This window comes from Drancourtella massiliensis (genome assembly GCF_016900655.1).
Lineage (GTDB): Bacteria > Bacillota > Clostridia > Lachnospirales > Lachnospiraceae > Sellimonas > Sellimonas catena.
Map to the genome: position 1 here is coordinate 54,667 of NZ_JACJKH010000020.1, position 10,501 is coordinate 65,167.

Annotated in this window: 21 protein-coding genes; all 21 read right to left on the reverse strand. The window is 40.5% G+C overall.

Annotated features, from left to right (window positions below; genetic code table 11):
* Nucleotides 1–89: 89 nt before the first annotated feature.
* The gene (locus tag H6A32_RS11310; RefSeq protein WP_204864385.1) at nucleotides 90–332 is read right to left on the reverse strand and encodes a hypothetical protein; all 243 of its coding nucleotides are present in this window, start codon (nucleotides 330–332) and stop codon (nucleotides 90–92) included.
* Nucleotides 325–837 (reverse strand): FAD-dependent oxidoreductase, encoded by a 513-nt coding sequence (locus H6A32_RS16915; RefSeq protein WP_346342279.1) that lies wholly within the window; start codon nucleotides 835–837, stop codon nucleotides 325–327. The genes H6A32_RS11310 and H6A32_RS16915 overlap by 8 nt, the downstream gene beginning before the upstream one ends.
* Nucleotides 838–986: 149 nt before the next feature.
* A complete protein-coding gene (locus tag H6A32_RS11320; RefSeq protein WP_243424909.1) occupies nucleotides 987–1,313 on the reverse strand; it encodes a hypothetical protein in 327 nt (108 codons plus the stop codon).
* A 68-nt stretch (nucleotides 1,314–1,381) separates the two neighbouring features.
* Nucleotides 1,382–1,540, reverse strand: coding sequence for a hypothetical protein (locus H6A32_RS11325; protein ID WP_162610160.1), 159 nt, complete (start codon nucleotides 1,538–1,540; stop codon nucleotides 1,382–1,384).
* Nucleotides 1,528–1,896 (reverse strand): hypothetical protein, encoded by a 369-nt coding sequence (locus H6A32_RS11330; RefSeq protein WP_204864388.1) that lies wholly within the window; start codon nucleotides 1,894–1,896, stop codon nucleotides 1,528–1,530. The genes H6A32_RS11325 and H6A32_RS11330 overlap by 13 nt, the downstream gene beginning before the upstream one ends.
* A 64-nt stretch (nucleotides 1,897–1,960) precedes the next feature.
* A complete protein-coding gene (locus tag H6A32_RS11335) occupies nucleotides 1,961–2,521 on the reverse strand; it encodes a serine/threonine protein kinase (protein ID WP_087252001.1) in 561 nt (186 codons plus the stop codon).
* A gap of 35 nt (nucleotides 2,522–2,556) precedes the next feature.
* Nucleotides 2,557–2,976, reverse strand: a complete 420-nt coding sequence (locus tag H6A32_RS11340; protein WP_087252002.1) for a GNAT family N-acetyltransferase — start codon at nucleotides 2,974–2,976, stop codon at nucleotides 2,557–2,559.
* A 2-nt stretch (nucleotides 2,977–2,978) separates the two neighbouring features.
* Nucleotides 2,979–3,365 (reverse strand): SdpI family protein, encoded by a 387-nt coding sequence (locus tag H6A32_RS11345; RefSeq protein WP_204864389.1) that lies wholly within the window; start codon nucleotides 3,363–3,365, stop codon nucleotides 2,979–2,981.
* A 6-nt stretch (nucleotides 3,366–3,371) separates the two neighbouring features.
* Nucleotides 3,372–3,872, reverse strand: a complete 501-nt coding sequence (locus H6A32_RS11350) for a GNAT family N-acetyltransferase (RefSeq protein ID WP_243424910.1) — start codon at nucleotides 3,870–3,872, stop codon at nucleotides 3,372–3,374.
* A 62-nt stretch (nucleotides 3,873–3,934) separates the two neighbouring features.
* Nucleotides 3,935–4,516, reverse strand: coding sequence for an AAA family ATPase (locus H6A32_RS11355; RefSeq protein WP_207753152.1), 582 nt, complete (start codon nucleotides 4,514–4,516; stop codon nucleotides 3,935–3,937).
* 25 nt (nucleotides 4,517–4,541) lie between these two features.
* Nucleotides 4,542–4,706, reverse strand: a complete 165-nt coding sequence (locus H6A32_RS11360) for a hypothetical protein (RefSeq protein ID WP_204229557.1) — start codon at nucleotides 4,704–4,706, stop codon at nucleotides 4,542–4,544.
* Nucleotides 4,707–4,767: 61 nt separating this feature from the next.
* The gene (locus H6A32_RS11365; RefSeq protein WP_204864391.1) at nucleotides 4,768–5,160 is read right to left on the reverse strand and encodes a DUF2500 domain-containing protein; all 393 of its coding nucleotides are present in this window, start codon (nucleotides 5,158–5,160) and stop codon (nucleotides 4,768–4,770) included.
* Between the two features lie 37 nt (nucleotides 5,161–5,197).
* Nucleotides 5,198–5,839, reverse strand: coding sequence for an HD domain-containing protein (locus tag H6A32_RS11370; RefSeq protein ID WP_204864392.1), 642 nt, complete (start codon nucleotides 5,837–5,839; stop codon nucleotides 5,198–5,200).
* Between the two features lie 20 nt (nucleotides 5,840–5,859).
* Nucleotides 5,860–6,270: a TIGR04076 family protein gene (locus tag H6A32_RS11375; protein ID WP_204864393.1), complete on the reverse strand. Its 411-nt coding sequence runs from the start codon at nucleotides 6,268–6,270 to the stop codon at nucleotides 5,860–5,862.
* A 323-nt stretch (nucleotides 6,271–6,593) separates the two neighbouring features.
* The gene (locus tag H6A32_RS11380; protein ID WP_087252008.1) at nucleotides 6,594–6,851 is read right to left on the reverse strand and encodes a nucleoside hydrolase; all 258 of its coding nucleotides are present in this window, start codon (nucleotides 6,849–6,851) and stop codon (nucleotides 6,594–6,596) included.
* Nucleotides 6,852–6,932: 81 nt separating this feature from the next.
* The gene (locus H6A32_RS11385) at nucleotides 6,933–7,397 is read right to left on the reverse strand and encodes a helix-turn-helix domain-containing protein (protein ID WP_087252009.1); all 465 of its coding nucleotides are present in this window, start codon (nucleotides 7,395–7,397) and stop codon (nucleotides 6,933–6,935) included.
* Nucleotides 7,398–7,755: 358 nt separating this feature from the next.
* Nucleotides 7,756–8,082 (reverse strand): DUF3784 domain-containing protein, encoded by a 327-nt coding sequence (locus tag H6A32_RS11390; protein ID WP_087252010.1) that lies wholly within the window; start codon nucleotides 8,080–8,082, stop codon nucleotides 7,756–7,758.
* A 143-nt stretch (nucleotides 8,083–8,225) separates the two neighbouring features.
* Nucleotides 8,226–8,564 (reverse strand): DUF3784 domain-containing protein, encoded by a 339-nt coding sequence (locus H6A32_RS11395; protein WP_087252011.1) that lies wholly within the window; start codon nucleotides 8,562–8,564, stop codon nucleotides 8,226–8,228.
* Nucleotides 8,565–8,604: 40 nt separating this feature from the next.
* Nucleotides 8,605–9,294: a M24 family metallopeptidase gene (locus H6A32_RS11400; protein ID WP_204864394.1), complete on the reverse strand. Its 690-nt coding sequence runs from the start codon at nucleotides 9,292–9,294 to the stop codon at nucleotides 8,605–8,607.
* A 72-nt stretch (nucleotides 9,295–9,366) separates the two neighbouring features.
* The gene (locus H6A32_RS11405; protein ID WP_191426809.1) at nucleotides 9,367–9,864 is read right to left on the reverse strand and encodes a VanZ family protein; all 498 of its coding nucleotides are present in this window, start codon (nucleotides 9,862–9,864) and stop codon (nucleotides 9,367–9,369) included.
* A 237-nt stretch (nucleotides 9,865–10,101) separates the two neighbouring features.
* Nucleotides 10,102–10,257: an SMI1/KNR4 family protein gene (locus tag H6A32_RS17045; protein WP_430749588.1), complete on the reverse strand. Its 156-nt coding sequence runs from the start codon at nucleotides 10,255–10,257 to the stop codon at nucleotides 10,102–10,104.
* Nucleotides 10,258–10,501 lie beyond the last annotated feature (244 nt).

Below are 10,501 nucleotides of genomic sequence, written 5' to 3' on the forward strand. Positions count from 1 at the left end.
TCAAAAGCACAAAAGGAACGCCCCGACGAAGCGTTCCTTAATGACTATAAAATAATTTTCTTCTCAAGCTCCTGTTTTTCGTTCAAATTCTATTGCCGCACAATTCGGATTCCTTTTCTGGAAAACAGGTTTTCGCCAATCTTCATGCTTCCTTTTTCCCTGTTGATTCGAAACTCCTGAATCGGAAATGTTCTGTAATAGCTTTCGTTTTTTGTAATAACCTGAATCGAACAGGATACTTCTGTTTCTGACAAATGTACAGCCGGAATAACAGCCATGCTCCCGTCTTCTCCCTGACACCTAAAATACCATCCGTAAAAATAATTATTCATATTGAATTCCCTCCTGTGCCGGACCGTCTAACAGATTTCCTCTGACATCAAACCTGGAACCGTGGCACGGGCAGTCCCAGGACTGTTCATCCGGATTCCACGTCAATTCACATCCCAGGTGCGGGCAGACAATATCTACTTTGAACATTTCCCCTTCCTCTGATTTGTACACTCCCATCTTCCCCTGAGATGTCTCAACTATGGCCCCGTACCCTCGCTTCAGCACATTTGCAGTTTCTTCCGGCTCTTCTCCTTTTTTCTCAAGAAATGTATGACAGAACAATCCATGCTGAACCGTAATTTTAGCAGTGGTATTTTTCGTCTGTCCCTGACCGATCTGATCCGCCTCCAGAACAACGGTACGGACTCCGGCCTGTTCCAGCTGCCATGCAGTCAGAATCCCCGCCATTCCTCCGCCGATTACAGCCACATCCGCCTCTATCTGCCTGTCCAAAGCCGGCCTTTTTTCTCGATGATTACAGGTCTGAGTCCATATCGATTCCATCATTCGCCTCCTGAATCCTTTTACTCATAAGATTTCCAGGAGGAAAAGATTTCATACTTGTTCTTTATTTTTCCTACCAGAAATTCCGGCTTAAGAACAAAAAAGAACATGGTACAGATATCATCCTGCATCCATGTTCTCTTTCCATCCTATTTCCCACTATTCATTCCAAAAGCATCACACAGTATTGCGCTTTTATATATGATAATTTCAGGATCTGTACCATTGCAGCCGTATTCGCATACAAGCAGATAAGATTCATCCGCGACAATTCCATAGCAGCGGTCCGAACCAGGCCTTTCGATCTGATTTCCCAAATAGATTTTCTTATCTTCAAGCAATTTTACAGACTGACCATTTGCGAGCGGGTATTCCAAATTCACAAAAAAGCCATTCAATAAATGAAGCTCTTTTACTTCAAGCCCCTCTATTCCTAATGCATGGAATTCCGAGATCAGTGTATCTTTTAACTTCAAAAACTCTTCCTGTCCACCACGTTTAATACATTCAGCAGCAATGCATGTTCCGCCAAAAGGATGTCCGTCTACTTTTTGGCATCCGCCACATTCTTCTCTTCTGCTGCATTCCTTGCAACAGTCCAAACCACAAATTGAACACATAAAATGCCTCCATCTATGCTCATTTCATCTGACTTACTTTTTCCGCCATTCACATGTGCCATATAATTGATCAGTATCCCCATGTGAGTAATTCCCAGTCTTCCTTTCCACTTCTTGCCAGATACCATTGCCATCCTGTATAATCCTGATCCGGATTCCATGCACCACTATCTTTCTTTGGGGAATGAAAAACAGATTCAAAAACAATACACTCACTAAAATCCGCACCATCTTTTAATTCATTACAATAAGAAAGTTCTTCTTCTGCCCGTTTATCATCCGTATATGACACCGAAAGAAGCTTTGCTCCTTTCCAGGTTTTGAATTCTTCTTTTATTTTTTGAATTGCAGAATCCATATCTTCCCGCGAATATATCGAAGATTGTCCATAATCAATCTGTACTTTACTTACATCCCCTCCGTTACTGCATCCCTGCAAAAGCAACAGGATCAAAAAAACAATCCCAAATCTTTTTCTCTTAAATAGCATGGTCTTTCTCCTTTCAGTTTGCCTGCTTAGCGGTCACTTTTTCCTGTTCTTCTACATACCTGATAAATTCCGGTGTTTTTGACCAGTACCTGATTCCCCAGTTTTCAAAGTTCCACTCTTCCATATAGGCATTACATTCGTAATCTACATAGTACAAAATCCCGTCCTGCAGGATAAAATTAGTCGGGAAATAATCAATATTGATTTCTTCCCTGTAGAGAAGCCTGCACATCTTATTCACCTGTTCCAGACAAGTGTCAGGAAGACAGCCCTTTCTCACCATTTCAAATACTGTATCTCCGGCAATATATTCTTTTACAATTCTCTCTTTCTCTCTGTCAACATCCAGCATTTCAGGAATCATTATTCCAATTTCCTTCAACCGCTTATAGTCCCTAATCTCCACTTCCAGTTTATCGCCAAACCTATAATAGGAACACGGCTCATGATGAATCTGTTTTACCACTACTTCATGTTTCCCGTCTGATGCCAGGTAGGAATATCCGCCTTTACCTTTTCCCAGAAGTTTGATCACTTCATATGTTTTTTCATTTACATCCAGTATTTTGTCCATACACTTTTGCTCTCCTTTTTAGGGGCCTATCCTGTCTAAATTTCCTTGATCAGAAACAGTTCCATCGGCTGTGCATAGGCAGGAATATCAATCACAAACCCTCCACAGTCTTTGTATCCAAGTTTCCGGTAAAAGTGCTGTGCCGTTTCGTCCACCTGCGTGGATGTTAACAGCATACCATATCCCTGCCGTTTCATGTCCTGCTCCCAGTACTCCATCAGCTGTTTTCCATATCCTTTTCTCTGATACTCTTCTTCGATAAAAAGAAGCGTACAAAACGGCGTATTGTCCCAGAACAGATTATATCTTAAAAGTCCGATTGGTTTATCGTTCAAGCATAGAATATAGGCCCTCTTTGTCTGCACCTTATGTTCAAATTCCGATTCCGGCATATGCTGGTCAACACTAAACCAATATTCTTTATCGGAGTATTCCGCGTATCTGATTTTCACCATTCTTATCCCTCCTGCTTTCTGTTCCCGTTCTTGTCAAACATGTGCTTCAGCGCCCTTTCCGTCGGCCAGATCGGTCCTACCAGAAAAATCATCTGGATCACGCAGAGAATTCCTCCGGCTGTTCCAATTGCATCTTCTGATTTTCCAATTACGAACAGCATGACAAGAATGGAAGGTAGCAGTAATATACTTCCGCAAATATACCAGAGTTTTCCAAAATAGTTGTGGGCAAATGTCCATGTATCTCTGTTTTTCATAGACCGCTTTGTGCGGTAGCCAAACGCCGCATTGATCTCTTTCGGCGCTTTTTTCTGAAAATATCTTCCAAAGCCAATCATGGTAAGAGGCATCCACAGAGTCATCAGAAACATAAAAATCCAGAATCCCATACAACTTTATTCCTTTCGTTTCCATTCATAAGAAGGATGATATAATCCGGTTGGTTCATAAAATTCATCCCCGGTATATTGAAAGCCAAGTTTTCCAAGAACTTTTTGGGAGGCTTTGTTATCCGGATGATGTCCCGCAAACAATCTTTCCGCTCCAAGGCTGGTGCACGCATACTCCATCACTGCCGTCGCCGCTTCCGTTGCAAACCCCTGCCCCCAGAACTTTGGACGTAAATGGAAGCCAATTTCATATGTCTTTTCCTTATAGGGCCTCAAACCGCAGCATCCAATCAGTTCCTTCGATGCGAGCTCAAAGATCGGCCAATACTGAACATGGTAGATACTGTTACGTTCTATCTCACTCTTCAGGCGGTTTTCTATTTCCTCCTGACGAAATATCCCGCTGGCACAGATAAACCTTGTCACCTCAGAGTCACCCCATAACAGTTTCGCCAGTTCGATATCTTCCGCTTCCCATTCTGAAAAGCCGATTCTCTTAGTTTTCATGAAAAAATCTCTTTCCATCTTTCCTCTCCAAACTACTTATCAAAACTGATACTCGATCGTTTTCATTTGCAATTCTGATCTGCATCGCTTTTTTCCTCCGAAGATATCCGCCGATATGTTTCTACAATTACTTTTGCGTTCTTTTCCAGTGAATCTTCTCCATTGAGTTTCAGCACCGGACACCCTATCTGATTCAGCCATAACTCATGCTGGCTTTTGTTACAGGATGCCGCATTCCCGTCATAATTTGCTGCGTCATTCAGGAACTGTTGATGTTCCTCGTACATATCTCCGCCAGGCAGAATACGGTCACCAAACTCTTCTTGTTCTCTTTCATGAATACGTTTTACACGGACTTTTGCATCTGCGGTCAGGTAAACTGCCAGAAGAAACATGGGATCGAAGTACTCATGAAAACTGTTCATGGAACCGGCCATAACAAATTCCTGCGCTTTTTGTACCGCTTCCATAAGATTACGGATTTTTTCCTCTTTTGAATACATGACCGAATATGGCTTTTCCGTATCATTCCGCCAAATATATTCATCAATATCCAGAAAAGCAATCTCCATTTTGTCGGCAACATACTTGCCCAACGTCGTTTTTCCCGATCCTGCCGGGCCAAGAATAATCATTCCATGCATGATAATAATCCGCCTTTCAGTTCATCTATTTCTTCCCTTTCCCTTTAAAATCCGGCATACATCCAAACGCTACACCCAGGCATAACCCTAATGCCAGATTGTCGAATAACAGACCAAATGAAAGTCCAAGACAAAGTCCAATGGCGAGTTTATTATTCTCTTTATTATCATCGGATTTTTTATTCTTCACAGATTTTCCCTCCTTCACTTCTGCCACTGTTCCGCATCTTTTCTTCCAGTTCTATTTTTTATTATTCTTCCTGCTGTCCTTCTCTTTGGAAAGATAGATATCTTGTTCCCTGAAAAGAGAGCTTCCCCTGATCCCTTTCCACCAGCATTCCATATTCGCTTCCGCTGACCGAAAACTCCATCCTGTCTCCGCTCTCCACTTGAAAAGTGACGTAATAGATCGTGTTGGAAGCAACATGAGCGGTATGGTTTACATTTGCATGATGATGATAAGACACATCAGAACGTTTTGCGACCACAACAGCCGACACTGTCAGTCTGGGAGAGTTGTTATTTTTATTCCAGGTGCTAAGTCCTTTTACTGCCATGACAACAAATGATCCAATCACCAGAATAAAAACAATAGCAAACATGCCTTCAAATAATCCATATGCTGTATCAAATTCTGTATACATCTTCTTCCCTCTTTCTGTATAAATAAACTTTTCCCTGTTACCGTTTTCCCACCCACTCAAGGAGGAATTCATCTACATACTCATGCATAAACCTGTCCCGGTGCTCTGCAATTTCTTTTGCAGTCGAGGTATTCAAAAGCTCTTTTAAGCGAAAAAGCTTCTCATAAAAATGGTTTATGGTTGTTGAGATATGCTTTCTGTATTCGTCTCTTGTCATATTCAGAGACGGTTCTATCTCAGGATCATACATGGCTCTATTATGATTTCCGCCATAGGAAAAGGCACGTGCAATACCGATTGCCCCGATAGCATCAATTCTGTCTGCATCCTGCACACACTTTCCTTCCAAACTCTGTGGTGTCACGGAATTTCCCTCATAAGAAACATCTTCAATGATGGTACAGACATCAGAAATAATTCTGTCATCTATGCCGCATTGTTTCATAAAAGAAACTGCATTTTCCTTTTCTTCATAAGTATCCGGAGAAATTTTTCTGTCATCTACATCATGCAAAAGTGCCGCGAGGCGGACAACAACAAGATTCGCATGCTCTTTCCTGGCAATTTCTTCTGCCAGTTTATAGACCCTGAACGAATGCCAGTAATCATGTCCGCTGTAGTCATCAGCAAAATATTCTTTGATATACTGAATTGCTTTCTGAATCACAGCCTCTTCCATAAGCGGGCCTCCTTTTCCAATCAGCCTGTGTAGGCATCGCTGGCATCTTTTTTGAAATTCTGTTTTTCAAGCCATTCCTTTTCTTCTTCCGTTTCCGGAATGTCAATTCTTTCAATCTTGAAGATCACCGGTCTTGTACCGTCGTTACAGCAGGCAATCATCATTCTGTCATCATTTGTCCAGTTGCGCATAATGGAGCCTCCCTGTAATGCGGTATACACATATCTGCTGATCGCATCCCATGCTTCACCACAGAATTTTCCGTTCATCAGATGATAGAAATCATCCTGTTCATTTGTTCTTTTTAAGACATATGTATCCCCTTTCTTGAAAAACGGGCAAGGTCCTGATTTCGGATCAGCAAGATACTTCTCCTGATACTCAGGAAATACTTTTGTTTCTAATACTGTAATTTTACATTCATGCTGCATCGCTTTTATCTCCTGTTCTTTATAAATTTGGATTTCCTTTTCTGATTTATATTCACTATTATACCATCCATCATGCAGATAAACATCCTCTTTTTACAACAGAAAGCAGGAGAGCAGACCAGACTGTCCGCTCCCTTATAATGTTTCTATTCTTCTTTTTTTATGTTCTGTCCGGCCCACTGCTCTGCAGTGCGGAGCATCTGCTATCCGGTTTTCTACTGTCCGATTTGAAGCAGTACATATTCCTCCGGATTCAAGGCTTTCTCTTTTGACCCCAGATACGCAAAAGTCTGAGCCATCACTTTTTGCGAACGCAGAACAAATCATTTCAACGCTTCCGCACCGTCCGGCGTCGGATAGACCGGAACCGGCTGCATCGTACTGTCAAGCCCTGTCACGATCGGGATCTCTTTCCCCACAGTCCTGCAGACTGCGTCAGCAACCGCCGCCCGTTTTTCCGGCTCACCACAGACCGTTGTGATCCCAATCAGATCACACTGCGGCTCTTTCAATAAGTAGGCAAGGCATATCGCATCATCAATATCTCCACCAATATCTGTATCCAGTAAATTTTTTTCCATTTTTTAATCTTCTCCTGTATTTTAATCATTGATACAAGAGTGTATTGAAATTCCCATGAGCCCCCTCCTTAAATATCATTTTTAATGCCCGGCAATGGTTCTGCCAAGCATGTAAACCCCAACCAGCATCTCTCCCACGGCTAATCCCAGGAGAATCCCGGAGAGAAAGTCTTTTATATCGGTTCCTCCCAACGTATAGGAACAGGCCTGCAGGGCAATTCCCATTACAATCAGCAGAATCCCATATAACAGCTTTTGCTGTTTCTCCAACTCCTGTGTCCGCCTTAGCAGATCCATAATCTGATCTTCATCATAGGAACGAACACTTTTCTCTTCTGCTTCTTCTCCATCCATCAGCTCCGCGACTGTGATTTCCAGTTCCTCGCATAAGCTTTTTACAACAGCATAATCCGGCATACATTTACCGGTCTCCCATTTTGAAATCGTTTTATTCGATACACCGATCTTCTCTGCCAGCTGCTCCTGCGTCAGATTTTTCTCTTTCCTTTTTCGTGCCAGAAATTTTCCTGTAGTAAGTTGATTCATCCGATCTACCTCCATTTTCTATCAATCTTAATGGAAGAATATCCTTTTTCCACTCAAAACACGACCTCTTGTTTGGAGAATTTACGTGGAATTGCGGATTCTGATCGGACACCCGATCCTACTCCCAATCCCAGCGTTCTATTAATTATTATACCATCCGGTAAATATTCTGTCATTGATTTCCTTCCATCTGAACAGGAGAGGAACCAAAAAGAAAAACCGCCACTATGGTGTTCCCATACGGCGGCGTTTATGGTTTTAGATCAGGAATGCTCCAGTGAAATGCTGAAAAGCCAGTATGCTTAATATAATTCCAAGTTTCATCTGTCATACCTTCTCTGATCCAACTTTCCATTTACTATTTCACAAAGTATTTTTCTTCTATTTTATGATAATACCAAACAACGAAACCGATACCCACAGTACAAGTCAGCAGTAAAATTAAAATCGAAGAAATTGGTAAAATAAATTCCACAATTCCACCCACAAACATAGGTATAGAAAATACACACCACATCTTCCCTATTGCTCGATTATACGCTTTCACATCATTGATATCAGATTCAGAAATTGGGGAACCAGACCAAAGCCACATCGGTTTTTTTCTGTTCATTGCATAGATACCAATGATAATAAATAGTATTGCTGCTATCCACATTACAATTAAATACATAAGATTATCCATAACCATTCCTCCAATCTCCAATATTTAGTTTGATATTTTTAAATTTACAGAACTATTTTTATATATTATAACACCAGATTATTTTTTTGTCACTTTATTTATCCGCTTTCCAGATAGAAGAGCAACATATTATGCATTTGTTCTTATGATCTCTTTTTACAAATGGTACTTGAAAGAACCATAATAACAAAAACGTCGACGCAAATGATTCCGATTGCAACATAGGCAAATTCTACAGGCAGCTTCTCTTCATACATGCCCATCACAAACAGGAGAACCGTGATCACTGCCATCCCACCTCCCATTGTTCTGCACAGTCTCTTCTCATAATATTTTGCTTTTTCCTCTTTTGTCGCTGTATTATATCCTGCAATCATCCAGCTTCCATGCCCGGAAAGCAGTGTAACCGATATTGCGAAAAGCACTATAATCAAAATCCAGATCAGCCAGTCAGGTCCCGAAGAAACATCTGATAATTTCATAAATTCTTCTCCCCGGAAAATGGAAACAAGTTTATTAATATTACAATGCCTTCAGTTTTCCATCTTCAAAATAATAAATATTTTCCCACTTATAGCCGAACATGGAATCCTGTTTTGCGATATGCGGCTCAAAAGTGAAGTATTCTTTATCAATCAGTTTCGTCTGATTACCTTTTTCTATGTATATCCGATCTTCACTTTTTTTCTCAATCGAGTGACCTAAATTTCCCAGAAAATCAAGGTTGATAAAGTGCGCTTGAGCAATCTTTCTGTTCATATGATAATATAGTTCCTCAAATGTTGTGGCATCGTTTACGAAGTCTATGAGCTCCTGATGAAGCATCTGCTCAAGAGCCAGACCTTCTCTCCATTCCTCATTTTGAACAGCATCCAATGATTCAATGACTTTGCCTTCTTCAATGATGATTGTTCTGGCATAGTCTCCCCAAATATGATTACGCTGAGGGCTCAGATCAATGGTCACTATATCATTCTCTTCTATATATTTGTCAGCCGTCTCATATTCTTTTCCTGAAACAGATTTTGTTGTTTCATCGCCCGAAAAAATGAATGCTCCAATATCCCAATACCAAAAAGCGTCCGCACCCAGTTCCAGCATTTTCTCTTCACACATTTTCCTTACTTGCGTCAGCTTCATTCCAGGCGTTATGACGTTCTTGATATAATCCATTGTCTGTTTTGCAATGAACTGCACTTCTTGATTAGTCATACTGTACCTCCCGTAATATATGATTGACTCTATTCATAATTAGTGATTATAGAAAAACTTATTTAAACCAAATTACATATTGGCCAAAATCAGCATCGCTATAAACGCAGTTAAGACGATTGCGCAACTGATGCTGACTATATTAATTATTTTTATCCAGTGTTTTGCTGACAGTTTCGAAATAAAGACTGCAATAATAATTCCGATCATTCCTCCCAGGGAATTTGCGATCACATCTGTAATATCCGTTGCTCCGACAGCAAAAAGGAATTGAATGATTTCATATAAAAGGCTTACTGCAACAACAGGTGCCATCTGCTTTATCAGGGGCTTTTCTTCCCAAAGCACATGCATCAATACGCCAAAAGGTATAAATGCCAACGCATTTTGAATAATTTCGCCGAAGTCCATTTTCCCGTTTATAATGACAGATTCGCCAAATGGAATTAAGTTTATATTTCTTATGTGCGGCAAATTTTCAAAGGAAAACTGTAACTTAAAAATGATGATCCATGTCAAAACAATTAAATAAAATATCAGCAGTCCCATAGTAAATTTTTTGGATTTCATTCTGATTCCACCTTTCTTTTTGTATTAAAAATAGCAAAAAGTATTTGGTTTCCCTTTAATGATTTCCAAATAATTTATGAAGATCCGCTCTCCATCATGTTTTTAACTGTGCAATCCCCTGTTCACCTGCAAGGCGGCTCTAACGATCCAGTTCTTCCTTTACTAATTTCAGAACAAAATCACCGAAATCCTCTGCCAACGTTTCAATGTGGATATATTCCACTCCATTATATTCCATCAGCACAATACACGGTTCCCCTCCATCTCATCAAGATGATCAGGATCTGCGCCGAAAATCTCATTTCCATAGAAAGACAAGTAACCATATTTCGCATTAAAATCCCAAAACTGATTAGAAAATTTTACACCCAGCAGTTTTTCAGCATTTTGAATTTCTGCTGTCGTTTTTCCAGATGCAGTCGTATAAAATCTGCATTTTTAGCCAATTCCATTGCATTTTCATAGTTTTCCCAACTCATCCTTCTCTTCCTCCCCCTCATCTCATCTGACAGTCATTTTTTCTTTACTAAGACTTCCCATACCTGAAATGGGCTTCGCTCCTTGAAAATTCAATATTTCAGCTGACAAAATAGTGATTTATGCCCCTATAGACTCTGGATGGAGTGCGTTACGCAGA

Excerpts from the sequence above, each read along its gene's own strand:
- H6A32_RS11310 (WP_204864385.1), bottom strand. The coding sequence starts at position 332 with ATGAATAATTATTTTTACGGATGGTATTTTAGGTGTCAGGGAGAAGAC.
- H6A32_RS16915 (WP_346342279.1), bottom strand. The coding sequence starts at position 837 with ATGGAATCGATATGGACTCAGACCTGTAATCATCGAGAAAAAAGGCCG.
- H6A32_RS11325 (WP_162610160.1), bottom strand. The coding sequence starts at position 1,540 with ATGGGGATACTGATCAATTATATGGCACATGTGAATGGCGGAAAAAGT.
- H6A32_RS11335 (WP_087252001.1), bottom strand. The coding sequence starts at position 2,521 with ATGGACAAAATACTGGATGTAAATGAAAAAACATATGAAGTGATCAAA.
- H6A32_RS11340 (WP_087252002.1), bottom strand. The coding sequence starts at position 2,976 with ATGGTGAAAATCAGATACGCGGAATACTCCGATAAAGAATATTGGTTT.
- H6A32_RS11345 (WP_204864389.1), bottom strand. The coding sequence starts at position 3,365 with ATGGGATTCTGGATTTTTATGTTTCTGATGACTCTGTGGATGCCTCTT.
- H6A32_RS11350 (WP_243424910.1), bottom strand. The coding sequence starts at position 3,872 with ATGAAAACTAAGAGAATCGGCTTTTCAGAATGGGAAGCGGAAGATATC.
- H6A32_RS11355 (WP_207753152.1), bottom strand. The coding sequence starts at position 4,516 with ATGCATGGAATGATTATTCTTGGCCCGGCAGGATCGGGAAAAACGACG.
- H6A32_RS11365 (WP_204864391.1), bottom strand. The coding sequence starts at position 5,160 with ATGTATACAGAATTTGATACAGCATATGGATTATTTGAAGGCATGTTT.
- H6A32_RS11370 (WP_204864392.1), bottom strand. The coding sequence starts at position 5,839 with ATGGAAGAGGCTGTGATTCAGAAAGCAATTCAGTATATCAAAGAATAT.
- H6A32_RS11375 (WP_204864393.1), bottom strand. The coding sequence starts at position 6,270 with ATGCAGCATGAATGTAAAATTACAGTATTAGAAACAAAAGTATTTCCT.
- H6A32_RS11380 (WP_087252008.1), bottom strand. The coding sequence starts at position 6,851 with ATGGAAAAAAATTTACTGGATACAGATATTGGTGGAGATATTGATGAT.
- H6A32_RS11385 (WP_087252009.1), bottom strand. The coding sequence starts at position 7,397 with ATGAATCAACTTACTACAGGAAAATTTCTGGCACGAAAAAGGAAAGAG.
- H6A32_RS11390 (WP_087252010.1), bottom strand. The coding sequence starts at position 8,082 with ATGGATAATCTTATGTATTTAATTGTAATGTGGATAGCAGCAATACTA.
- H6A32_RS11395 (WP_087252011.1), bottom strand. The coding sequence starts at position 8,564 with ATGAAATTATCAGATGTTTCTTCGGGACCTGACTGGCTGATCTGGATT.
- H6A32_RS11400 (WP_204864394.1), bottom strand. The coding sequence starts at position 9,294 with ATGACTAATCAAGAAGTGCAGTTCATTGCAAAACAGACAATGGATTAT.
- H6A32_RS11405 (WP_191426809.1), bottom strand. The coding sequence starts at position 9,864 with ATGAAATCCAAAAAATTTACTATGGGACTGCTGATATTTTATTTAATT.